Source organism: Candidatus Igneacidithiobacillus taiwanensis (assembly GCF_031962545.1).
Taxonomy (GTDB): Bacteria; Pseudomonadota; Gammaproteobacteria; order Acidithiobacillales; family Acidithiobacillaceae; genus Igneacidithiobacillus; species Igneacidithiobacillus taiwanensis.
This window is the reverse complement of record NZ_JAVRKK010000012.1, coordinates 21,050-43,233: the sequence shown is the minus strand read 5'-3', so window position 1 is coordinate 43,233 and position 22,184 is coordinate 21,050. Positions and strand designations below refer to the sequence as shown.

Sequence of the window (22,184 nt, the reverse complement as noted above, 5' to 3'; positions counted from 1 at the left end):
TTGCCTTGACTTCCGCCGCTGGGTCGGTTTAAATCGCGACTCTCCCAGCCCAGGTAGCTCAGTCGGTAGAGCAGAGGACTGAAAATCCTCGTGTCGGTGGTTCGATTCCGCCCCTGGGCACCATATAAATCAATCTCTGCAACAAGTTCGGAAGCGCACGACAGTCGGTGTCGCGTTCATACTATCGGGACCACCGCACTTTGCGAAACGGCCGATCGCTGCGGTCATTCGGCGGCCAGCATTCGACACCATGGCGCAGCGCCATAGCGAATGCGGTTGCGTGCAAGCCTTATTTCGTTCGCGTTTGGGTACTTTGCGCGTGCGCAAAATCCTCGAGTATCGCGGCGACTACATTAGAAGATAGGCTTTGATTGGGGTTTTTGCAGGTATGCCTTTCGGTTTGCCCCTGCCGCGTAATTTCGTACAGGGAAGCTCCCCGTTCTGGATCGATAAGGGTTATTTGGGTGTCTTTGCTGCCTACGATGAGGCTTGCGGCACCGTTGGGATAACGTTGGAAATCGATTTTTGCATCCGCCTGATTACTGTAAAATAGTTGCTGTTTTTTGCCATGCTGTATGACTTTCCGTATATCGAGCTGCGATTTTCCATCCGCTTGCCGAGTCAAACAAAGTAGAACGCGTTGCGCGCGTAAATCGCATGTCCATAGCGCCAATGCGTTGGCACCACATGGTTGACCCTGGGGTAGCTCGCTATCAATCAATTGGCTGAGGGAGTTTTGCACATCTTGCAAATAGTCTTCGAGAAAGTTACTGCGCTGTAACGTGAGCTGCGCCAGGATGCTTTCTTGCTGTTCGGGGGCAACTTGTGCGGCAAAAGCTTTCCAGGCATCACGATAGGTAAGCCAAAGACGCTGCGATTTTTGTACGTTGGAGAAGTCCGCATCGCTGCAATAACCCATTTCTGACGAGCGATAGATCTCCGCGGGCAAATTGGATAGACGCTCATGAATGTTTTTATAGACGTTGTTTAGTTTTTGATCGGCTTTGCTGAAGCTTGTGTGTGAGCGCAAGGAGCCAGCAGAAACTTGCTCGAGAAGATCGATGAATTGTTGCCAGTAGGTATACTCAGCTTGCCGATAAAAATAGCCGTTGCTGGATACACTGTGTCCATCATAACAATAGAGCACCCCATCGTCGGCGAGCTTCGTAATGGTCTGGCGCAGCAAAGAAAACGGCTTTTTTGCTCGCACCGGAAGCCCTTTGCCATAGCTTGCCAAATATTTTTTCACCGCGGCGGATTCCTCTGGGTCAGCACAGTCACTGAGGTAGTCCCGGCCTTCAAAAGGGCCCTGCGAAAAGCAGGTGGTGCTGAGCACGGGTTTTGGCAGCGGGGCTGCTGTACTCGCCGGTCCGATAAGGGAGGCGATTATCATCGCAGCCACAACGCTACCAAGGAATCTCGGCCAAAATTGCATCGACGGATATCCCGTCAGCCGGGTAGGATGCTACCTCTGTGCTTGGCTAGCACAAAAATCGTTGACCTGCTGTTTGTCGCTTTGCATGGTCGAATCCTGCGCTGCTTGCAGACAGTTTTGCGTACCCTCGCGGCAGGTCAATGCCCAGGTGGCTGTATTCCGAAAGAAATTGGCGGCGGCAGCGCTGGGTGCCGCATAGGAATGGCCTGCAAACAGGCGCCCGAGGGCGGCATAGTATTCGCCCTTGGCGCTGGCCCAGTGCGAGACTGCGTCCCAGCAGGCCGACTGATCGCTGCTCGATCCCTGCACGCAACCTACCGCATCGCGACGCACGATTTGCAAGGCATCCTGCCAGTCGGGACAGAAACGAGCCTCGGCGGCATGGCGCTGGGCTGCGGCGGCAGCCAGACGTTCTTGCGCCAGTTCGGCGGTTTGTTCCGCTGCTTGCGAGCGCGCAGCAGCAACGGCGGCACTATTCGGCGACGACGGTGCGGGCATCTGGGCACAGGCACCCAGCAGTAACGGCAATGACAGCAAGGCAAAAGAGCGTTTGCGCATGGTATTCCCCTCTCGTTTTGTCGGGGAACTTATACCACAAAGTTAGGAAGTTACGGCAGTGGGGATAGGCTTGCGGCGCGACGTCGCCCCGCTCGCTCCTTGAGTCCTTCAAAAAACACGTAAAAAGCCGGGGTGATGAACAGGGTGAGAAATTGCGAAACGACAATGCCGCCAGCCACCGCCACCCCCAGCGGCACCCGCGACTCCGCCCCGGCACCAAAACCAATAGCAATGGGCAGAATGCCGAGGATGGCTGCCAGATTGGTCATCATGATCGGCCGGAAGCGGGTAACGCAGGCATCGACAATGGCATCGACGGCCGAGGCCCCCGCGCGCCGGCGGTGGATGGCGAAATCGACCATGATGATGCCGTTTTTCTTCACCAGTCCTACCAACATGATGATGCCGACGAAGCTGAAGAGATCGAGCTCCTGGCCAAAGATCCACAGCGCCAGCAGGGCACCAAAGCCCGCCAGGGGCAGGGCCGTAAGGATGGTCAGGGGGTGGATGAAATCCTCATACAGAATCGCGAGGATGGCATAAATCAACGCGACGGTTGCCAGAAGCAGAAATGGCAGGGTCGAATTCGACTGCTGGAAGGCCGCCGCGGTACCTCCAAAGGCCCCCTGTACATCGGCGGGGAGTACTTGCGCGGCGATACGTTGCACCTGCTGCGTCGCCGTTCCCATCGACACCCCCGGCGCCAGGTTAAAGGAGACGGTGACGCTGGGAATGCCATTGTAGTGCTCGATGCTCAAGGGGCCGACACCATATTGCATCTCCGCGACGGCGGAGAGGGGCACCAGACCGCCAGTGCCCGGCAGGGTAATGGCGGAGAGGGCACCGATGTTTTCCTGAAACTGCCGTGCCAGGTCGAGGATTACCTCATACTGGTTGGTGGCCGCATAGATGGTCCCCACCTGGGTACCGCCAAAGGCAAAGTTGAGCGCCTGCTCGATGGCCTGGGGTGTTACTCCCAGAGCCGCTGCCCGTCGTTGCGCAATATGAACGTTCACCTCCGGGTTGGCGACCTGCAAGGAGCTGTTCACCGCCTGAAAACCTGGAGTCTTGCGCAAGGCTTCGACTAATTTGGGTGCGGCAGCGTCGAGGGCATCCTGATCCTCGCTCTGCAGCACGTATTGGTAATTGGACTGGGAGGAAATCGGCCCCATCTGAATGGCTGGCGGTAGCATGAAACTGGCTTCCACCCCAGCAAAATGGGCTACTGCTCGGCGTAATTGGGCAATGACCTCTTGCCCGTTACTGCGCTGGCCGCTGGCTTTGAGCCGAATCATCAGCCGTCCGGAATTGGCGGAGCCAAAGGCGCCACCACCCTGCCCGGCGCTCGACAGTACCGACTCCACCGCCGGATTACGTGCCACCACCGCGGCAATGCGCTGCTGCTCCTGTTTCAGCTGATCAAAAGAGATGCCTTGCGGATATTGCAGGTTGCCCATGATCAAGCCGCTGTCTTCACTGGGAATGAAGCCCTTGGGGAGGATGAAGAAGAGACCGATCATGGCCAGCAGGCTCAAGAGGGCTGCCAGGTAGACCCATGCCCGATGCTCCAAGCTGCTGCGTAGGGCCCGCCCATACCAGTCGCGCAAGCCCGCAAACCAGCGCTCAAAACCGCTGGGCGCGCTGTGTTTGACGCGCAGGTAGCGGGCACAGAGCATGGGCGTGAGGGTCAGGGAGACGAGGCCGGAGAGGAGGATGACGACGGCAATGGTTACGCCAAATTCGCGAAAGAGGCGCCCGATGATGCCGCCGAGGATGAGAAAGGGGAGAAAAACCACCGCCAAGGATAGGGTCATGGAGAGCACGGTAAAGCCGATTTCGGCGCTACCGGCAAAGGCCGCGGCTTCTGGCTCCTCGCCGTGTTCCTCGTGGCGGGCGATATTTTCCAGCATCACCACCGCGTCATCGACCACAAAACCCACCGCCAGGGTCAGGGCAAGCAGGGTTAGGGTGTTGAGGCTGTAGCCGAGCAGCGAAATGACGGCGAAGGTGCCGAGGATGGAGGAGGGAATGGCGAGGGCACCGATGAGGGTAGGGCTACCCCGGCGTAGAAAGAGCCAGAGCACCGCCGCAACGAGGACGGAGGCGAGGAGCAGAGTGAACTCCACTTCCTGCACAGCGGCACGGATGTAACTCGCCTTGTCATACACGACTTGCATCTTCGCCCCGCCGGGCAGGCCGGCATTGAGGGCGGGCAGGCGCTTGGCGATGGCATTGGAAATCGACACCGTGTCGGAGCCCGGCTGCCGCACTACCGCCAGGATCAGGGCCCGATCCTTGCCGATCCAACTGGCAATCTGGTCGTTGTCGACGCCATTTTCCACCGTGGCGACATCGGCCAGGGGCACCACCGTCGTGCCCTTCTCGAGCACCGGCATTTGCGCGAAAGCGCTGGCATCGTGCAGCTGCCCATGCACATTCACGGCATAGTTGCGGGCCGCACCGAGGAGGGTACCCTGGGGCAGGTTGACATTATGGCTACCGATGGCCGCATCCAGGGCCTGGAGGGAGATCCCCCGCGCCTGCAACGCAAAGGGATTGGCATGGATGCGCACCGCATAATTCTGCTCGCCAAAAACCTCCACCTGCGCGACTCCAGGAACCCCCGTGAGCGCCGGTACTACCCGATCGACAGCGTAGGCATTGAGCTTGTAGATCGGCATGTTGGGCGCCGAGAGGGCAATGAATTCGATGGGTGCGGCCGAGGGGTTCATCTGTTTGACAAAGGGTAGACTCGGCATTCCCGGCGGCAGCAGATGCTGCGCCTGGGTGACGGCATTTTCGACGTTTTGGGTAGCGACATCGATATTCTGGCTGAGGTCGAACTGCAGAATGATGCGGGTGGACCCCTGACTACTGGTGGAGCTCATTGCCGAAAGACCAGGAATGGCCTGAAACTGCTTCTCTAGCGGTGTGGCGACGGCGCTGGCCATGGTTTGCGGGCTGGCGCCCGGGAGGCTCGCCGACACCAGCACCGTGGGAAAATCCACGCTCGGCAGCAGGGATACTGGCAGGTTCTGGAAGGCAAAGAGGCCATAGAGCACCATCCCTAGGCTAAGGATGATGGTCAGCACCCGGCGGCGAATGAAGAGGGCGGAGAGGTTCACTGGGCAGAGTCCGCGGCCGGCTGTCGATGGGGGTGGCTACCCGCTGCCCCGGCTTTGGGCAGGAGCACCTTGACCCCCGGATAGATCCGCGCCGGTACCGGATAGATTACCTGCGCATTGGGAGCGAGGCCGGAGACCACCGCCTTATTGGCATCTTCCCAAAGCACCTGCACCGGCTGGCTTTGCACTACGCCCTTGGGGGCGAGGTACACAAAATTGCCCGAGCTACCCTGCTGCACCGCAGCAACGGGCAGGGTCAGGGCGCTTTGCAATTGCGCTACGGGCAGTTGCACCTGCACAAACTGGCCGGGCCAGAGGCGATTTTGGGCATTGGCGGCCTGCGCCTGCACACTGACGGTCGCCGTCGTCGCGCTCACGCCATTGTCGATGATCTGTATCGTACCGTGATCGAGAATCTCGGCGCCTTGCTCATTCTCGATCAACACCGGCCAGGCCTGATCCTTGGCGCGGCGGGCAGCGGGAAGGAGATTTTGCGGAATCTGGAAATCGATGCCGATGGGGTTGAGCTGATTGATGGTAGCCAGCTGTGTTGCATTGGCGACGAGGAGGTTGCCGGGCTTGACCAGAGCCATGCTGATGCGGCCACTGATGGGGGCGGTGATACGGGTGTAGCTCAAGGTGAGGGCGGCTTGTTGTACCGCGGCTTCGTCCGCCTGCACCGCCGCTGCCCCCGCCTGCGCCTGGGAGACCGCCTGATCATAGCTTTGCCGAGTAATGAAATCCTTCTCCACCAGCGGCTTGTCTTGGGCAACCACGGTGGCGCTGTAGCGCGCGCTGGCGCGCGCCGAAGCCAGATTGGCCTGGGCCTGGGCCAGACTCAGCCGGGCCTGCGTCGGGTCGATCTGAAAGAGTAGCTGTCCTTTCTGTACGAGGCCGCCCTGCTGAAAGTACATTTTCTGTAGCACCCCCGAGGTTTGCGGCACCAGGGTCACGGTTTGCAGCGGTGTAACCGTCCCCAGAAAGCTCTGGTAGTGGGTCATCGCCTCTTGCTGCGGCCGAATCAGTCGTACCTGGGTGGGGGCGAAGTCGTGCTTGCCGCCATGCCCCGAGTGTCCTTGCGAACAGGCCCCCAGAGCCAGGGTGCAAACGATCAGGGCGCTGCGGCGCAGGGCAGGAGCGAGATTCATGGTTGGGCGTCTCCCAAGGGCATGCCAACGGCTTGGCTGAGGGTCGCCAAGCCGACGTAACTTTTCACCAAGTCGCTGATGAGGGTGTAGCGATCCTGGGCCAGGGTCGCCTCTGCCTGCAGCACATCTTGGATGGTCGCTTGCCCCACCTTGTATTGGGCGATCACCACCTCCAGGGCCTTGCGCGCATTGGCAAGGCCCGCGGCAGCACCGGGGTAGGCAGCGACGCTGCCCTGAAAATTGTGGTAGTCCTGCCAAACTGCGCTCAGGGTGTTGAGGCGGGTGTTAACCAGGTTGGCGGCATCCTCCCGCGCCAGCGCCTCGTTTTGCCGTACCTGGTAATGGTTGTTGAAACCGGTGAAGAGCGGCACGGTGAGGGTCAGGCCCAGGGTCCAGGTGTCGCCGGGGTTGAATCGGCTTTGGAACTGATAGCCGTAGGTGCCGGTAAAGGCCAAGCTGGGTAGACCGCTGGCCCGGGCCGAGCGCACATTCGCTTGTGCTGCCGCTAGCTGCGCCCGGGATGCCAGCAGAGCGGGGTTGACCTTTTCCGCGCTCTGTAAGAGCTCCTCTACGGACTGTTGCAACTGCGGCGGGCCCTGCGCCTCCCACTGCAGCGGCGCGATCTGGATTTGGCTGTCGGGGGGCACACCAATCGCCGCCGCCAGGCTGCCGATTCCTGCAGTTACCGCCTGCTGCTGCGCCGCCAGGGTAGATTGCGCCTGCGCCAGGGAGGCACGTGCTTGGTAGAGATCCCCAATCGTTGCCTGCCCAGCCCGGTGCAGGACCTCGGCGGCCTCCAAGGCCTTTTCGTTCTCGGCAACACTACGCTCGTCGGCATGTAAGAGGGCTTCGTTACCCAAGAGGTTGTAATACGCCTGGGTAACGTTGAAGACCACCGTCTGCAGGGTCTGGTTCTGGGTATAGCCCGCTACCCATTCCTGGGCTTGGGCGGCATCTACCTTGGCGCGGCGCAGACCAAATTCCCACAAGGTATAGCTCAGGGTAAAGCTGGGGTTGACGCTATTGCGGGCGGGGACGCTAAAGCCATTGGTGGCCACCGCCTGTGCTCGCCGCGCCGAGGTATTTAATGTCAGGCTGGGCAGCCAAGCGCTCTCCGCCATTCCCAGCCCCGCTGCCTGGGCGCGCAACGACTCCCAGGCCGCCGCCGTCTGCGGATTGTGGGCGAGGGCAAAGGCAGAGAGGGCCGGCAGGCTCCAAACCTTGCTGGCATCGGCGGCGGTCCACGACGCCAGCGGGCGCAGCGCGGGCAGTGTCTCGACCCCCTTCCAGGCCTCTCCCGGATGCGCGGGCAAGCCTGCCTCGCTGCCGAGAGGGTCGTCGAAGAGCACCCCAATCCCGGCTTGGGCAGCACTGCTTGCGGCAAAAAGAAGCGCGATCATCCAACGCCAGCGCATCGGTCAGCCTTTCTCGGAGTAGAATCGCGCGTATTTTGGCGGAAAAGTGGGCGCGGAGATAGCTCGACGCTGCCGCGAATCTGTTGGCAAATGTAACAAAGTTGCTTGATTTTCGAAAAACTTTTTTGCTGGTAAGCGGCTTGGGGAACTTCGTAAGCTAAGGCCCTGAGCAGTAAGGCTCGCTTTTGGGAGAACACGCATGATTCGCAAACCGCTTCTATCCGCTCTATTTCTTACTAGTTTGTTGACGGTTCCGCTACTCAGCAGCGCCGCCGATATGCCGCCTCCGCCTCCAGGCGGACCGATGATGCCGCATCCCCACGGCATGCCGGGCTGGCACGGGCAGAAGATGATGGCCAATGCGCCGGTCCCCATGCTCATGCCCATCGTTTGGCGCCACGCCGTCGAACTGCAGTTGACCCCCAGCCAGGAAAAACAGCTGAAATCTTGGCGGGAGGAACAGAAGACCCAGTGGCAGAGCCAGCGGACGCAGACCGAAAACCACAACCGTGCCCTGCGCGATGCCCTCTTGCGTGGCGAAACCGGCAGTGCCCTCAAGCCCCTGCAAGAGGCCGTTGTGCAGGATCATGCGGCCATGCTGCAGCGCGGCATCGCCCAGGTCGAATTCCTGCATAAACTGCTGACTGCCGAGCAGTGGCAGAAAGTTACCGGCATCTATGCCAAAATGGCGCATTGGCAGCCTGGTAAGGAGGGGTGGCACAAACCGTGACGACGACTTCCCGCATTCTCTTGGTGGATGACGACGCCAAGCTGCGCAACATCCTCCTGCGCTACCTGGAATCGCGGGGCTACACGGTGCATAGCGCCGCCTCGGCGGCGCAGATGGACCGCCTCCTGGAGCGGGAGCATTACGATCTCCTGCTCCTCGATGTGATGATGCCCGGCGAAGATGGTTTTCAGATCTGCCAGCGACTGCGTCAGCAGGAGTCGCTATTGCCGATCATCATGCTCACTGCCCGCGGTGATCTCGACGACCGCATCCAGGGCCTGTCCATCGGTGCCGACGACTACGTGCCCAAACCCTTCGAGCCCGAAGAGCTTTTGGCGCGCATCGGCGCCGTGCTGCGTCGCAGTCAAGACAGCAGCAAGGTCGAGCCGAGCCCCGGCGCAATCGACTTCGGCCCCTTCCACCTCGCCCTCGACTACCGACGTCTGTACCGCGACGGCCAGGAAATTCCCATCACCGAGACCGAATTCGCCCTGCTCCGCGCCCTTGCCGAGCATCCTTGGCAGACCCTGTCGCGCGACAAACTCTTGGGCATGATCCACGGCCACAGCGAAGATATTCCCGGACCGCGGGGTATCGATGTCTTCATCTCCCGTTTACGACGGATAATTGAGGAAGACTCCGCCAAGCCCCGCTACCTGCAAACCGTCTGGGGGCGTGGCTATGTCTTTGTGCCCGATGCCGGCAGCGCGGATCGCCATTCTTGAAACTGCCGCGCTTCTGGACCGATAGCCTTTTCGGACGCATCTTTTTGCTCATCGGTGCCCTGCTTCTCCTCAGTCAGCTGGCGGTGTACTGGTATTTCAATCTCTACCTGGGTAACCCACAGGCGCGGCACCTGGCGCAAAACTGGGCGCAGGTGCTGACCTTGAGCAGCGCCCTCGATGTTGGCGAGGCAGAATGGTTGGCCCCGCGCCTGGCGCGCATCGGTGTGGCCTTCTATCCCCTCGAGGAGATGCGCGGCAAGCCTCCCGACAATCCCATGCTGGCGCGCGCGGTGCAGCTCCTGCATGGAATGGGTTGGCCGCAGGCAGAGGTGCGTGTCGATCATCGCCGCGACTTGTTATGGATCGATCCCAATCCGGAGAGCCGGGTGGCGGTGGCCATGCCCATGCCCAAAGCGCCACCCGGTCCCTCACCGCAATGGTTCAAGCTCAGCGCCATCCTCCTGCTTTCGCTCCTCGGGGCCTACCTGATCGTTCGCCAGATCACCGCCCCTTTGCGGCGACTGGTGCAGGCCCTGGTCGAAAAGCGCGGGCGGGAAGGACCGGTGGAGCTGCCGGTGGAAGGACCGGCGGATATTCAGCACTTGGCCAGCGAACTCAATCTTGCCCTACGGGAGCGCTATGAGCTCCTCGAAGAGCGGGAAATGGTGCTACTCGGTGTGTCCCACGATCTGCGCACCCCTCTCACCCGCATGCGCATGCTGGCAGAATTCCTCCCGGGCGATGCCGGAGAGATTCGCCAGGAACTCGTCGATAATCTCTGGGAGATGGACGAGACCCTGCATCAGTTTCTGGACTATGTGCGCAGCGGCCAGGAGGAAGCTGCAGAGGAGATCGATTTGGCCGCCTTCCTGCAGCAGTTTACCGAGCAACAGGGGCAGGACCTGCACTGGCAGGCGGCGGAACGGGAGCCGATCTATGTATCGGTGCCTCCCGTAGGGCTGCGACGGGTGCTGCAGAACTTGGTAGAAAATGCCCGTCGCCACGGAGAGCCCCCCATCGAGTTGCTCCTTACCCCTCTTGGCCGGGAAGCGGAGATCGAGTTGCGCGATCACGGCCCGGGAATTTCGGAAGAAAAACTGGCTTTGCTGGGCAAACCCTTTGCCCTGGCCGGACGCGGTGGCGGCACCGGCTTAGGGATAGCCATCATTCAGCGGATTCTGCAGCGGGTGGGGGGCTCGATCCGCTTTGTCAATGCCGAAGATGGCGGCTTACGGGTGCTCCTGCGGCTGCCCGTGCGCAGCGGCTGAGGCTTGCTGGGGGCAAAGCTTTTTCAGCTCCGCCAATTCTTTGGGATCGAGCCTCTGCCAGGCGATATTGCCGCAGCGTCCGGCTATTGCCCCCTCGAGGGTACCCTGCTGGGAGATGCTCGGTGCAACGGTAAAACTGGGCACCGAAACCGCGCTACCGACGGGGGTGACGGATTGCAGGCCCGCCGCTGCACTGCTGCTGGGCGCGGTAACTGGGCTCGTACCGGAAGGATGCAGCCAGAGAAAGAAAAAGCCGACCATCGCGATCAAGGTCAGGATGACGATGACCACGAGCATCCACGATGACTTGCTGCCGCTTCGTGTGTTCACACCTGCGCCTCCGTGCTCTCCTCAGGAGAGTTGTTCCAGGGCCACAATACCCAAGGCTAGCCACTTGCTGCCGGAAGCAAACTGTATCTGAATCCGGCCCTGGCGCCCACCGCCCTCAAAATCGAGTACAGTTCCCTCTCCAAAAACCGGATGCCGCACCCTGGCGCCCAAGGGATAGGGGCAGTCGCTGCGCGCAGAAGCTGCGGGAATGGGGATTGGCCGGCTGATTCGCGCCCGCGGCCGCAACTCCTCGACCTCTTCCGGTGGTAGATCGCGCAAAAAGCGGGAGGCCATGGCCATTCTTTCGCTACCGTGCAGGCGACGACTCTCGGCGTAACAAAGCACCAGCTGCTGCATGGCGCGGGTCATGCCCACGTAGCAAAGCCGCCGCTCCTCCGCTAGGCCCGCCGGGTCTTCGAGGCTGCGCTGGTGGGGGAACAGCCCTTCCTCCAGGCCGACCAGAAAGACCAAGGCAAACTCCAGGCCCTTGGCGCTGTGCAAGCTCATCAGCTGCACTGCATCTTGCCAGGCCTCCGCCCCACCCTCACCCGCCTCGAGGGCGGCGTGGGTCAGAAATTCGCCCAAGAGATCGCCGGGTACCGGGTTCAGCTCCCGCAAACCCGCCGAGCTATCGCTCAGGGCAAAGGTGCGCGCCGCGTTGATCAGTTCTTCGAGATTTTCCAGACGGCCCTCGCCACGATCCCCATCACGGGCGTGCCAGTCGCGCAGGGGCACTTGCTCGAGGACCAGGCTGACCTGTTCGTCGAGACTGCGGTCGCGGCATCGTTCTGCCAACTGGTCGATGAGGTTCAGAAAGGCCTGCAGTTTGGGCTGCTGCAGTTCGCCTGCCGCCTGCCACAGGGAGAGGCCGCGCTCCTGGCTGTATTGGCGCAGACGCTCGAGGGTAACGGCGCCAATGCCGCGCGCCGGCAGGTTGACTACTCGCTCAAAGGCGGCATCGTCGTGGCGGTTGAGTACCAGGCGCAGGTAGGCAAGAGTGTCCTTGATTTCTGCCCGCTCGAAAAAGCGCAGGCCGCCATAGACCCGGTAGGGAATCCCCTCGCGCAGCAGATGTTCTTCAAAAGGCCGGGATTGGGCATTGGAACGATAAAGAATGGCGCAATCCTCGCGTTTGCCCCCTTTTGCCACCCAATCCTGGATGCGGGCAACCACGAAGCGGGCTTCATCCTCTTCGTTGTAGGCCCGGTACAGCTGTACCGGACTGCCGCCGCTACGGGCGGTCCACAAGGTCTTGCCCAAGCGCTCGGCATTGTGGGCAATGACCGCATTGGCAGCGGCCAGAATGGGTGCGGTGGAGCGATAATTCTGTTCGAGGCGGACGAGGCGGGCGCCGGGGTAGTCCTGACTAAAGCGGAAGATATTTTCTACTTCGGCACCGCGCCAACCGTAGATGGACTGGTCATCGTCCCCCACCACAAAAATTTGCCCGTGCGCCGCCAAGGCGTGCAGCCATTGGTACTGGACGGCATTGGTATCCTGAAATTCGTCGACCAAAACATGCTGAAAGCGCTCTTGGTACTGCGCCAGCAAGGCCTTGTCCTGCCATAGGCGCAGCGCAAGGAGCAGCAAATCGGCAAAATCCACGGCCCCGGCGCGCTCCTTGAGCAGCTCATATTGTCGGTAGACCGCCAGTACCGCTTCCGGCAGGCTGGGGTCGCGGCGCAAGTCGTCTGGAGCGATACCGCCATCCTTCCAGCGTCCGATGCGGGCGGCGAGTTGCCGCGGATTCCAGTATTTGTCGTCGAGACCGAGATCCTTGAGGGCACGGCGAATCAAGCGCTGGCTGTCGTCGGCGTCGAGCACCTGAAACTGGGCGGGCAGACCCACTAGCCCATGATGCAGGCGCAAAATGCGATGGGCGATGCCGTGGAAAGTCCCCATCCACAATCCGTGCAGGTCGATCTGCACGAGCTGCGCGAGGCGCTGGCGCATAGACTGGGCGGCCTTGTTGGTAAAGGTGACGGCAAGGATTTGCCCTGGGTGTGCCCCTTCTTCGAGGAGATGGGCGATACGGCTGGTGAGGACGCGAGTTTTTCCCGAACCAGCCCCGGCGAGGACGAGGACCGGCCCCGGCGGAAGGGATACCGCTTCCTGCTGGCGCTCGTTCAATTCCATGAGCGCCCTCCAGATACCTTGAAAAGCGACGCGAAGGTCCCCATCTCCGCCACAAGATTCCTGTTTGCCATGGCGGCATGATACGGGGGGATTTCTTGGAATACAAAGACTACTATCAGATTCTCGGGGTGGCGCGGGATGCCGATGCCGATGCCATCAAGGCGGCCTACCGCAAGATGGCGCGCAAATATCACCCGGATGTGAGCAAGGAGAAGGACGCCGAAGAACGTTTCAAGGAGGTCCAGGAGGCCTACGAGGTACTCAAGGACCCGGAGAGTCGCCGCGCCTATGACCAGCTTGGCAGCAATTGGCGCGCTGGCCAGGAGTTTCGCCCGCCGCCGGGTTGGGAGAATTTTGCGCATGGCTTTGCCGGTGGCGGCGCAAGCGGCTTCAGCGACTTTTTTGAGGAGCTCTTTGCCCAGCAGCGCCGAGGGGCTGGCGGTTTTCGTATGCGTGGCGAAGACAGCGAAGCCGAATTGGCGGTCCGCCTGGAGGATGTCGCCCGGGGAGCGCAGCGGGAAATCAGTCTACAAGTGCCGGTGACTGGCCCCGACGGCAGGGTGCGACGGGAGAACAAAAAGCTCTCGGTCAAAATTCCCGTGGGTATCGCCCAGGGCCAGCGCTTGCGCATCGCCGGGCAAGGCCAGCCGGGGATGGGGGGTGGCCCAAATGGCGATCTCTACCTACGCATCGTCTATGCGCCGCATCCGCAGTTTCGCGCCGAGGGCCGAGATCTCTATCACGACTTGGCGATCAGTCCCTGGGAGGCGGTCCTTGGCGCCAGCGTGTTGGTGCCGACTCTGGACGGGAGTGTACGCGCCAAGGTGCCTGCCGGTAGCAGTAGCGGGCAACGCCTGCGCCTGCGCGGTAAGGGCCTCCCTGGCGCCCAGGGTAAGACGGCAGGGGATCTCTACGCAGTCTTACAGATTGTGGTGCCCAAGGAGCTCAGCGCCGAAGAGCGCGCTCTCTGGGAACAACTGGCGGCGCAAAGTAGCTTCCGGCCGCGCGGCTAAACCTGACCAGCCACCCGGCCGCGGCCACTGCGTTTGGCTTCAAAAAGGGCCCGATCGGCGGCGGCAATCAGCTCATCCGGGCCTTGCATGCCGGGCTGGCGGCTGGCGATGCCAATGCTCACCGAAATCGGGCCAGGGAGTTCGCGCCAAGCTTCCGGTTCCGCCAAGCGGTTGCAGATACGATTGGCGAGGGCTTGCATACCGCTCGGTCCAGTCTCAGAGCAGATGATCAAAAATTCATCGCCCCCTAGGCGGCAGGGAATGTCCTGCTCCCGTAACAACTCCTCGAGGATGCGAGCAACTCGCCGCAATACCCGGTCACCCGCCTCGTGTCCCTCGGTATCGTTGATTTCCTTGAAGTGATCCAAATCCAGGAGCATGAGACCGAGTTCGCTGTTCCGGCTCTCGCAGATCGCCCATTCCTGCGCCAGCCGTTCTTCGGCGTAGCGGCGATTACGCAATTCCGTGAGCGGATCAGTCCATGCGACTTGCCGCAGGTTGCGATTCTTTTCCACCAAGGAATCCGCTAAAAGCTGCATGCGTTGCTGGCCAATGGCATAGTTGCGTCGCCCCTCGCGGCGTCGCTCGGCCAAGTGTAAGTGTTTTTGCAGACGTTCGGCGCTCAGGGGCAAAATTTCGTAGGCGTCGACGGCAAAGCGAAAAAGTCGGCTCTCCTCCTCAGCAGAAAGCGGGTCGCGGCCGAGGAGCAACAAGTAGGGCCCAAGAATGGGATCCAGACCGTTCAGAATCCCCTCGTCGACGGCAGGCTGGGCCGGATCCCGTGCCAGAATCAGCAAGTCCCAATCAGAAGAATTCAGCTGCAAGGGGTCGACGTTGCGTGCCAACATTTGCGGCACGATGCCAAGTTTTGCAAAAAGAGCTGCGCAGGCGCCGATCTGATCTCCCAAGCCCTCGCCAATACAGGCCACCTGTAGAGCCGAGGGAGGCGCTGGCTCCACTGTCGCCCCATTCTCCTCCCAGCCAGTCACCGCGCTACGCACGGTTTCGGCCTCTTGCAGCAATTCGCGCCAGCGTGGCCAGGCCGCCAGCAGCCGGCGTAATTCTTCGTCGATGGCCTCCCGACTGAGGCCGAGATAGTTCATTTCTTGGCGAAGCTTGCGGGCATCGTCCTGCCACTGCGGGTTGTTTTGCAAACAGACCCCGGCCATCGCCTGGCCAAGGCGTAAGAGATGAATCAAAAAGATGCTACGCGTTGCCTGGGGGGTACCCAGTAATCCTTCGGGATAACTTTGATGGAGTACGACTTCCACGAAAATTCCTGGTAACCCCCAATCTTCGAGCAGGAGCGCAGAGAGTTCGTCTTGGTCGATCTCAAAGAGGTTGCGCTCCTGCTGGCGGCATTCCTGCTCGCTCTTCTCGGCGCAGCTGGCGAGTAGCGCGGTATAACTTTCTGGAAAGAGACTGGCGAGGGCCAGGCGGCCGATGTGGGCGAGCAGCGCGACAACGAAAATCTCATCGGCATTCACCCGCCCAAGCCGCTCGGCAACCGCTTGTACCGCTAGTGCGGTAAGCAACGACTGTGACCAAAATAGCCGGTACGGAAAGCCGTCCACTCGCGCTGCCGAGCTTTGGATAAGCGCCAGAGCCAGCACCAAGCGCTTGATCTGCACCTGCCCAAGAATGAAGATGGCGTCACTGACCGAGACTACCGGCCGTGAGCGGGCACGCGCCGAGGCATTGGCAAGTTGTAACAGCTTGGCGTTGGTGGCTGGGTCCGATTGCAGAACTCGCGCTAGTTCCCGATTATCGACCTCCTCCTGCTCCAGCAAGCGCAAGGCCTCGAGATACACTCCTCGGGGCGACGGTAGCCGTCCTCCGGCGCGGTAGCGGGCCAACCAATCGGCATTTTTCATCATAACGACCTTACGATTATGAATTGGCCAAGTAATTAGTTTATTTTTGACAAAACGCTACGCCCTCCAGGGTACTCTGCCATTGACTCTCGGCATTTCCAGCGCTAACTGGTGCGGGCATGGTGGCGAGAAGGGCCGGCCCCATGACCCGTGGTGTTGGCTGGATGGCCGACGAGCGCAGTTCGACACGTTCAATCCCGCCCCAACCCAGGCCCAGGTCTGAGCAGGCGGACTCGGCGTCGCTACGGAATCTTTGCAATAGCTCCTTGCGCGCCTGTGCCTCCGCCGCGCGGATATTGGCCGCCGACGGCAGCGTTTGCAGCGAGAGTAGTTGCAAACGCGATTGCAGGGTCGCGAGCACCGGTAGGAGTATACTGGGGGCAGCGTGCAGTTGCAGTTCGCCACGCAGCTGCCAACCTTTGCCGTCGGCAAGACGCTCGCTTGCATAGTTGCCGAGCTGCCAATGTATTTGCGGTGTTGTTGCCAACTCCTTTTCCGCCCAACGCAGCTTCTCATTGACCTGTTGCGCCGCATCGGCGGCATGCGGCGCTTGCGCTTCGGCAGCAAGCTCGGCGTGCAGTTCGGTTGCGGGCACGCGGAAAGACTCATCGAGGTGCAGACTGATCTGCGGCGCCGGCATTGCGGCTGCCAAGGCAGGCAGGGAGACCGCAAAAAAAGACAGGGCGGCGAGACTGGGTGACCCTAGTCGATGCATGGGAGTACTCCTCCTGAGCGTTGTAGAAAAGTTTTGGCCGAAACAAGCGTTATGCAACGCCATGTGCGGCGTCGGATTTTTGTCTTCCTTCCCGCGGAGTCGTTGCTATAATCGCGCGATCGAAGACCATAAGCAAAGGGAGAGAAAATGCGCCAGTTCTTTAAGGATTTCAAAACATTTTTGCAACGCGGTAGCGTGATCGACTTGGCTGTGGCTTTCGTCATCGGCACTGCCTTTTCGGCAGTAGTCACTTCCCTCGTCAAAGATATCATCATGCCGCCTATTGGCCTCATCCTTGGCAAGGTGGATTTCAGCAACCTCTTTTTGGTATTACACGAAGGGAAGACACCGGGGCCCTACGTTACCTTGGCGGCTGCGGAAAAGGCCGGGGCGGTTACCTGGAATTATGGTCTTTTCATCATGGCCGTAATCAGCTTTATCATCATCGCGCTGGTAATTTTTAGTTTGGTACGGGTCGTCAACCGGCTTTATCCCAAGCCCGCTGCCCCGGTAAGCACCAAAGAATGTCCGTTCTGCCATACCGATGTCCCCCTTGCTGCTACCCGGTGCCCCAACTGCACCTCGCAGTTGAGCGATACGCACTAGCGTCGTGCTGATCCGGCTCCTTCTTGCCTTTCTGGCCGGGATCCCGGTCGGGGTTCTCTTATACTGGCTCTGGTCGCGCGCCAGGGTGCAAGCACAGCTCTTGGCGTTGCAGCAGAGCGAGCAAACCGTCGTCGATCTGCGCGCTTCCTTGCTACAGCGGCAGGAAGAGCTGCGTTTGCAGAATCAGGAGAAGGAGCGCCTGCGCGAGGACTTACATGACCTGCAAGTGCAGGCAGCTGCATGGGAGGCGCGGCTCGCAGAGGCAGAAGCCTTGCGCCAAGAGTATGCCTCCCTCCTCGCGCAAAACCGGATGCAGGATCGCCAGCTCGCAGAGCTCCAGGAGCGCTTGCAGCAGGAGGCGCGGCAGGCAGAAGAAAAACAAGCCCTGCTGCTCGCCGCCCAGGAGCGTTTGCAACAGACCTTCAGCGCTCTTTCGGGCGATGCCTTGCGTCGCAACAACGAAGATTTTTTGCGCCTTGCCCAAGAAAAGCTCGGTCAATTTCAGGAGCAGGCGCGGCAAGATTGGGAACTGCGGCAACAAGGTTTTGGACAATTGGTACAGCCGGTGCGCGAGTCTCTGGGTAAAATGAACGAGCGTCTCGATGCCCTAGAGCAGGTACGGGCTGGCGCCTACAGTGCCTTGAGCGAGCAACTACGTGGGCTCGTGCAGGATCATCTTCCCCGTTTGCACCGCGAAACTGCGGCCTTGGTCAAGGCCTTACGCCAGCCGGCGGCGCGCGGGCGTTGGGGGGAGATGCAGCTACGGCGTGTAGTGGAAATGGCAGGCATGGTCGACCATTGCGATTTTGTCGAGCAGGCCAGCATGCAAACGGAACAAGGGCAGCAGCGTCCGGATCTGGTGGTGCACCTGCCCGGCGGCAAGGAAATCGTCGTCGATGCCAAGGCGCCGCTCAATGCCTACCTGCAGGCGGTGGAGGCGGAGTCGGAAGAGGAGCGCCAGCAGTGGCTGCACAAGCATGCCGCCGAGCTCCGCACCCATCTTCAGCAATTGGGCCGCAAATCCTATTGGGAACAACTGCCAAGCCCGGAATTTGTGGTCTTGTTCCTGCCCGGGGAAGATTTTTTCAGTGCCGCCCTGCAAATGGATCCGGCCCTGATCGAATATGGCATGGAACAGAAGGTCCTGCTGGCCACCCCCACCACTCTCATTGCCTTGTTGCGGGCGGCGGCCTACGGCTGGCGCCAGGAAGTAGTAGCGGCCAATGCCCAGGCCATTAGTGCTCTGGGGCGCGAGCTGTACGACCGCCTGCTGACCATGAGCAACCATTGGAGCAAGCTGGGACGCCAACTGCAGAGTGCCGTGCAGTCTTATAACCAAGCTACGGCATCTTTGGAGGCCCGCGTTCTCGTTTCGGCACGTAAATTTGCCGACCTCGGTGCGACCAGCGCTGACCGCGAGATCTCCGTCTTGGAGCCAGTGGAGTTGCAGGTGCGGGAACTGCAGCGCCGCGAGCCTAGCGACGACGCGCTTACGGCCGCGTCGCCTGGCTCAGGGCCAGGGGCAGGCTGAAGATCACTTTCTCCTCCACCCCTGGCAGTTCCTGCGGCCGCTGTGCGCCCCAACTCTCCAGGGTGGCGATGATTTCCTGGACGAGGCTCTCCGGTGCCGAAGCCCCGGCGCTGATACCGATGCGCGGGTCACCGGCAAACCACTCGCGCCGTAGTTGGCTGGCGTCCTCGATGAGATGGGTGGTGGTTCCCAGGCGCAGACCGAGTTCGGCGAGGCGGCTGGAGTTGGAGCTATTGGGCGCGCCCACCACCAACAGGATATCGACCGCCGGGACGAGTTTCTTGACGGCATCCTGACGGTTTTGGGTAGCGTAGCAGATGTCGTCTTTTTTTGGCCCCTGGATGGCTGGAAAGCGCTCGCGCAGGGCCTGGATCACCTCGGCGGTATCGTCCATGCTCAGGGTCGTTTGGGTGATGTAGGCCAGACGCTCCGGGTTGCGGGGCTGCAAGCGCGCAACGTCGGCAACCGTAGAGACCAAGTACATCATCCCTGCCTCCACCTGGCCCATGGTGCCTTCCACCTCCGGGTGGCCGGCATGGCCGATAAGGACCATTTCCATGCCTTCGCGGCTGTATTTCTTGACCTCCATGTGCACCTTGGTAACCAGGGGGCAGGTGGCGTCGAAGACGGTCAGGCCGCGCTCCTCGGCGCGCTGACGCACCGCCAGGGGCACGCCGTGGGCGCTGAAGATGACCGTGGCGTCATCCGGAACTTCGTCCAGCTCCTCGACAAAGATGGCACCGCGATTACGCAGGTCTTCGACTACATGCCGGTTGTGCACGACTTCGTGGCGCACATAGATGGGGGCGCCAAACAATTCCAATGCGCGCTCGACGATTTGGATGGCCCGATTGACGCCGGCACAGAAGCCGCGCGGATTGGCTAACAAGATATCCATGCGATCCAACTCCTTGGGATTTTGCCCATGGTCCAGCGCCAGCAACGTGCTGTCAACCGAGGTCACCGTAACGTCCTTGGAGGACGGCCAGGATTGCCAATGGGGCGGTCTCGGCGCGCAGGATCCGTGGTCCCAGGCGCAGTCCGTAAAAGCCTTTCTCCCGCGCGCTGGCGATTTCCTCGGCGGCTAGTCCGCCCTCGGGGCCCGTGAGGATAGTGACCGAGTTTGGCGATGTTTCTGGCAAGGCGCGCAAATTGCTGTCGGCCGCGGCATCGAGAACCAAGCCGAGCCCCTCCCGGGGACGCGCCAAAAAATCTGCCAAAGCCAGCGGTGCTGCGAGCTGCGGCAAGCGTGTAGCCTGGCTTTGCTCGGCCGCGGCAATGAGGATTTGTTGCCAGCGCTCCTGACGACGCGCTTGCTGCGCCTCCGCCAAGGCAATTTGACAGAAGCGGCTGTGAATCGGTTGGATCGTCGCCACGCCAAGTTCTGTCGCCTTTTGCAATGCCCAATCCCAGCGCTCACCTTTGAGCAAGGGCAGAGCCAGGGTAACGTGCAGAGGGCTTGCGGTATCGCGCTGGCGCGCCGCCTCGACTGCCAGCACGGCGCGTTCACCCTCTACCCCAACCAGTTCCGCTGCATACTCCCAACCGTCGCCCGAGAACAGGGTAAGGCGCTGACCGCGTCGGGCGCGCAGTACCCGCAACAGGTGGTGGCTTGCCGCGGCGGGGAGGAGCAAGCGAGCATCGGCAGGTGGTGCCTCGAGGTAGAGGTGAATCCGTGGCATACGGCTATTGGAGCATGCCACGATCGCCAACGGAAGGATGACCCCAGCTGCGGCCTAGTCTATGCTTTACCCATGAACGGGGACGGCGGCATCGATAGCGATTGGGTGGCTGGGCTGCTGCGCGAGAGCGCGGCCCGCTTCCTGTTGCCCGGTTTCCGGCGTCTTACGGCAACGCGCAAGCCTGATGGCAGTATCGTTACCAGTGCCGACCTCCATAGCCAAAATTTTTTGCAAGAGGCCTTGGCACGGCGCTACCCCGATATTCCCCTGCTCGGCGAGGAGATGACGGCAGCCGAGCAGGCGGAATTGATGCGCAGCGCCAGTCTCCTCTGGTGCCTGGATCCCTTGGATGGTACCAGCAATTATGCCGCTGGCGTGCCGGTTTTTGGTATCAGCCTTGCGCTCCTCGATGGCCAAGGCGCGCGCCAGGGCTGGGTTTATGACCCGATACGTGACGAGCTGTTTACCGCGGTGCGGGGGGGAGGTGCTTTTTGCAACGGCGAGCGTCTGCCGTGTAAGGAGGCGCCGGGGCTGAGTGGCAGCGTCGGTGTTCTCGACTACAAGCGTCTTGCCCCAGAGCTGGCGATTGCCCTCGTCACCCGGCAACCTTTCCATAGTCAACGGAATTTTGGCAGCTGCGTGCTCGAGTGGAGTTGGTTGGCGGCGGGGCGCTACCACTTCTATTTGCACGGTGCGCAACAGCTTTGGGATTGGGCCGCGGGCGGTCTCCTGCTGCAGGAAGCGGGTGGACGGCTCAGCACCCTGGCTGGCGAACCCCTCTGCCCCAATGCCCTCGCCAAGCGCTCGGTTTTGGCCGCCCTCGACCCCCGCTTGCACGCCGCCTGGTCGACTTGGTTGGTGACTGAGTTCCCAAAGAGCCGAGCTTGATTTATCCTTGAAATTATTCATTCGCCACCTGTAAGGACAACCCCCCTATGGCCACCATTCGCAACCTTGCCCTGAGTCTGCTCCCCGTAACCGAATCCGCGGCCCGCGCTGCCAGTGGCTGGATCGGCCGGGGAGAAAAGGAACTGGGAGATGGCGCGGCGGTGGATGCCATGCGGGCGGCCATTGCGCAGGTGCCCATGCGGGGTACCGTGGTCATCGGCGAGGGGGAGAAGGACGAGGCACCCATGCTCTACAACGGCGAGGCGGTGGGTTCCGGCAGTGGCCCGGAAGTCGACATCGCCGTCGATCCCGTCGAGGGTACCACCTTCCTCGCCAACGGCATGCCGGGTTCCATCTGCGTGCTTGCGGCGGCGCCCAAGGGTAGCATGTTCCGCCCCGGCCCAGCCTTCTACATGGACAAGTTGGTGGTGCCAGCGCCGGCGCGGGGCAAGATCGATCCGGCAGCACCCATGAAAGACAAGCTGCATGCTCTTGCCAAGGCGCTGGGCAAGGACGTGAAGGAGTTGCGGATCTTTTTGCTGAAAAAGCCGCGCCATGAAGAAATGATCCGCGAAATTCAGGCAGCGGGTGCCACGGTGCGCCTGCAAACCGATGGCGACGTCAGTGGCGGCATCATGGCTGCCCTGGGCACCAAGGTCGATGCCATGATGGGTATCGGTGGCACCCCAGAAGGCGTCATCACTGCTTGTGCCGCCCGGGCCATGGGGGCGGACATGTTCGGTGCCCTCGCCCCCCAAAAGCCCGGTGAGGCCGAGGCGATTGCCGCTGCTGGTCTCAAGATTGGCCAATGGATGGGTCGGGATGAGCTCGTATCCAGTGACGATGTTCTTTTTGTGGCTACTGGCCTGACCAGTGGCGATATTCTCGATGGCGTGTCCCGCTCGCGCTTTTTTGTCGAAAGCGAGAGCCTGGTGATTTCCGGCCACGATGGCATTCTCCGGCGCGTACGCACCCATCAGCGCGCCGACGACTGATTTCTCTACC

At 61.2% G+C, this 22,184-nt stretch carries 19 protein-coding genes and 1 tRNA gene; 9 read left to right on the top strand and 11 right to left on the bottom strand.

Annotated features, from left to right (window positions below; translation table 11 throughout):
* Positions 1-47 precede the first annotated feature (47 nt).
* A tRNA-Phe gene (locus RTI30_RS03465) sits at positions 48-123 on the top strand.
* A 166-nt stretch (positions 124-289) separates the two neighbouring features.
* On the opposite strand, the gene RTI30_RS03460 is transcribed toward RTI30_RS03465, so the two are convergent.
* The 5 genes from RTI30_RS03460 to RTI30_RS03440 are packed head-to-tail and all read right to left on the bottom strand — an operon-like array spanning position 290 to position 7,681.
* On the bottom strand, positions 290-1,435 hold the full coding sequence (locus RTI30_RS03460; protein ID WP_312262949.1) for a lysozyme inhibitor LprI family protein: 1,146 nt from the start codon (positions 1,433-1,435) through the stop codon (positions 290-292).
* Positions 1,436-1,465: 30 nt separating this feature from the next.
* Entirely contained in the window at positions 1,466-1,993 is a 528-nt protein-coding gene (locus tag RTI30_RS03455) for a hypothetical protein (protein ID WP_312262948.1), read from the bottom strand.
* Between the two features lie 50 nt (positions 1,994-2,043).
* Positions 2,044-5,118: an efflux RND transporter permease subunit gene (locus RTI30_RS03450; RefSeq protein WP_312262947.1), complete on the bottom strand. Its 3,075-nt coding sequence runs from the start codon at positions 5,116-5,118 to the stop codon at positions 2,044-2,046.
* Positions 5,115-6,266: an efflux RND transporter periplasmic adaptor subunit gene (locus RTI30_RS03445; RefSeq protein ID WP_312262946.1), complete on the bottom strand. Its 1,152-nt coding sequence runs from the start codon at positions 6,264-6,266 to the stop codon at positions 5,115-5,117. Before RTI30_RS03445 ends, RTI30_RS03450 begins: the two co-directional genes overlap by 4 nt.
* Positions 6,263-7,681 carry a TolC family protein gene (locus RTI30_RS03440; RefSeq protein ID WP_312262945.1) on the bottom strand — a complete coding sequence of 473 codons (1,419 nt, stop codon included), beginning with the start codon at positions 7,679-7,681 and terminating at the stop codon, positions 6,263-6,265. Before RTI30_RS03440 ends, RTI30_RS03445 begins: the two co-directional genes overlap by 4 nt.
* A gap of 199 nt (positions 7,682-7,880) precedes the next feature.
* Here RTI30_RS03440 and RTI30_RS03435 point away from each other — a divergent pair, with 199 nt between their 5' ends.
* Genes RTI30_RS03435 through RTI30_RS03425 form a run of 3 tightly spaced genes read left to right on the top strand, consistent with a single transcriptional unit; the run spans position 7,881 to position 10,404 of the window.
* Positions 7,881-8,411, top strand: coding sequence for a Spy/CpxP family protein refolding chaperone (locus RTI30_RS03435; RefSeq protein WP_312262944.1), 531 nt, complete (start codon positions 7,881-7,883; stop codon positions 8,409-8,411).
* A complete protein-coding gene (locus RTI30_RS03430) occupies positions 8,408-9,136 on the top strand; it encodes a response regulator (RefSeq protein WP_312274798.1) in 729 nt (242 codons plus the stop codon). The genes RTI30_RS03435 and RTI30_RS03430 overlap by 4 nt, the downstream gene beginning before the upstream one ends.
* The gene (locus RTI30_RS03425) at positions 9,133-10,404 is read left to right on the top strand and encodes an ATP-binding protein (RefSeq protein WP_312262942.1); all 1,272 of its coding nucleotides are present in this window, start codon (positions 9,133-9,135) and stop codon (positions 10,402-10,404) included. Before RTI30_RS03430 ends, RTI30_RS03425 begins: the two co-directional genes overlap by 4 nt.
* Here RTI30_RS03425 and RTI30_RS03420 read toward each other — a convergent pair.
* Both RTI30_RS03420 and RTI30_RS03415 read right to left on the bottom strand, forming a co-directional pair.
* Positions 10,366-10,734 carry a hypothetical protein gene (locus RTI30_RS03420; RefSeq protein WP_312262941.1) on the bottom strand — a complete coding sequence of 123 codons (369 nt, stop codon included), beginning with the start codon at positions 10,732-10,734 and terminating at the stop codon, positions 10,366-10,368. The two genes, RTI30_RS03425 and RTI30_RS03420, sit on opposite strands and share 39 nt — an antisense overlap.
* A gap of 21 nt (positions 10,735-10,755) precedes the next feature.
* On the bottom strand, positions 10,756-12,870 hold the full coding sequence (locus RTI30_RS03415; RefSeq protein ID WP_312262940.1) for a UvrD-helicase domain-containing protein: 2,115 nt from the start codon (positions 12,868-12,870) through the stop codon (positions 10,756-10,758).
* A gap of 95 nt (positions 12,871-12,965) precedes the next feature.
* Between RTI30_RS03415 and RTI30_RS03410 the strand changes: the two genes are divergently transcribed.
* A complete protein-coding gene (locus tag RTI30_RS03410; protein ID WP_312262939.1) occupies positions 12,966-13,883 on the top strand; it encodes a DnaJ C-terminal domain-containing protein in 918 nt (305 codons plus the stop codon).
* Here RTI30_RS03410 and RTI30_RS03405 read toward each other — a convergent pair.
* Both RTI30_RS03405 and RTI30_RS03400 read right to left on the bottom strand, forming a co-directional pair.
* Entirely contained in the window at positions 13,880-15,760 is a 1,881-nt protein-coding gene (locus RTI30_RS03405) for a diguanylate cyclase (RefSeq protein WP_312283372.1), read from the bottom strand. The two genes, RTI30_RS03410 and RTI30_RS03405, sit on opposite strands and share 4 nt — an antisense overlap.
* A gap of 37 nt (positions 15,761-15,797) precedes the next feature.
* A complete protein-coding gene (locus RTI30_RS03400) occupies positions 15,798-16,472 on the bottom strand; it encodes an SIMPL domain-containing protein (RefSeq protein ID WP_312263389.1) in 675 nt (224 codons plus the stop codon).
* Positions 16,473-16,619: 147 nt separating this feature from the next.
* On the opposite strand from RTI30_RS03400, the gene mscL reads away from it, so the two are divergent.
* Both mscL and rmuC read left to right on the top strand, forming a co-directional pair.
* Positions 16,620-17,078: a large conductance mechanosensitive channel protein MscL gene (mscL, locus tag RTI30_RS03395; protein WP_312263390.1), complete on the top strand. Its 459-nt coding sequence runs from the start codon at positions 16,620-16,622 to the stop codon at positions 17,076-17,078.
* A gap of 4 nt (positions 17,079-17,082) precedes the next feature.
* Positions 17,083-18,609 (top strand): DNA recombination protein RmuC, encoded by a 1,527-nt coding sequence (gene rmuC / locus RTI30_RS03390; RefSeq protein ID WP_312263391.1) that lies wholly within the window; start codon positions 17,083-17,085, stop codon positions 18,607-18,609.
* On the opposite strand, the gene ispH is transcribed toward rmuC, so the two are convergent.
* Together ispH and RTI30_RS03380 are read right to left on the bottom strand one after the other, a co-directional pair.
* Positions 18,569-19,507 carry a 4-hydroxy-3-methylbut-2-enyl diphosphate reductase gene (gene ispH / locus RTI30_RS03385; RefSeq protein WP_312263392.1) on the bottom strand — a complete coding sequence of 313 codons (939 nt, stop codon included), beginning with the start codon at positions 19,505-19,507 and terminating at the stop codon, positions 18,569-18,571. The genes rmuC and ispH overlap by 41 nt on opposite strands.
* 52 nt (positions 19,508-19,559) lie before the next feature.
* Positions 19,560-20,291: a 16S rRNA (uracil(1498)-N(3))-methyltransferase gene (locus RTI30_RS03380; RefSeq protein WP_312283371.1), complete on the bottom strand. Its 732-nt coding sequence runs from the start codon at positions 20,289-20,291 to the stop codon at positions 19,560-19,562.
* A 72-nt stretch (positions 20,292-20,363) separates the two neighbouring features.
* Here RTI30_RS03380 and RTI30_RS03375 point away from each other — a divergent pair, with 72 nt between their 5' ends.
* Both RTI30_RS03375 and glpX read left to right on the top strand, forming a co-directional pair.
* The gene (locus RTI30_RS03375) at positions 20,364-21,179 is read left to right on the top strand and encodes an inositol monophosphatase family protein (RefSeq protein WP_312262768.1); all 816 of its coding nucleotides are present in this window, start codon (positions 20,364-20,366) and stop codon (positions 21,177-21,179) included.
* Between the two features lie 47 nt (positions 21,180-21,226).
* A complete protein-coding gene (glpX, locus tag RTI30_RS03370) occupies positions 21,227-22,174 on the top strand; it encodes a class II fructose-bisphosphatase (protein ID WP_312262767.1) in 948 nt (315 codons plus the stop codon).
* Positions 22,175-22,184 lie beyond the last annotated feature (10 nt).

What these genes read in the sequence shown, in the direction of transcription:
- RTI30_RS03460 (WP_312262949.1), bottom strand. Translation starts at nt 1,435, where the DNA reads ATGCAATTTTGGCCGAGATTCCTTGGTAGCGTTGTGGCTGCGATGATA.
- RTI30_RS03455 (WP_312262948.1), bottom strand. Translation starts at nt 1,993, where the DNA reads ATGCGCAAACGCTCTTTTGCCTTGCTGTCATTGCCGTTACTGCTGGGT.
- RTI30_RS03445 (WP_312262946.1), bottom strand. Translation starts at nt 6,266, where the DNA reads ATGAATCTCGCTCCTGCCCTGCGCCGCAGCGCCCTGATCGTTTGCACC.
- RTI30_RS03440 (WP_312262945.1), bottom strand. Translation starts at nt 7,681, where the DNA reads ATGCGCTGGCGTTGGATGATCGCGCTTCTTTTTGCCGCAAGCAGTGCT.
- RTI30_RS03435 (WP_312262944.1), top strand. Translation starts at nt 7,881, where the DNA reads ATGATTCGCAAACCGCTTCTATCCGCTCTATTTCTTACTAGTTTGTTG.
- RTI30_RS03415 (WP_312262940.1), bottom strand. Translation starts at nt 12,870, where the DNA reads ATGGAATTGAACGAGCGCCAGCAGGAAGCGGTATCCCTTCCGCCGGGG.
- RTI30_RS03405 (WP_312283372.1), bottom strand. Translation starts at nt 15,760, where the DNA reads ATGATGAAAAATGCCGATTGGTTGGCCCGCTACCGCGCCGGAGGACGG.
- RTI30_RS03400 (WP_312263389.1), bottom strand. Translation starts at nt 16,472, where the DNA reads ATGCATCGACTAGGGTCACCCAGTCTCGCCGCCCTGTCTTTTTTTGCG.
- mscL (WP_312263390.1), top strand. Translation starts at nt 16,620, where the DNA reads ATGCGCCAGTTCTTTAAGGATTTCAAAACATTTTTGCAACGCGGTAGC.
- ispH (WP_312263392.1), bottom strand. Translation starts at nt 19,507, where the DNA reads ATGGATATCTTGTTAGCCAATCCGCGCGGCTTCTGTGCCGGCGTCAAT.
- RTI30_RS03380 (WP_312283371.1), bottom strand. Translation starts at nt 20,291, where the DNA reads ATGCCACGGATTCACCTCTACCTCGAGGCACCACCTGCCGATGCTCGC.
- RTI30_RS03375 (WP_312262768.1), top strand. Translation starts at nt 20,364, where the DNA reads ATGAACGGGGACGGCGGCATCGATAGCGATTGGGTGGCTGGGCTGCTG.
- glpX (WP_312262767.1), top strand. Translation starts at nt 21,227, where the DNA reads ATGGCCACCATTCGCAACCTTGCCCTGAGTCTGCTCCCCGTAACCGAA.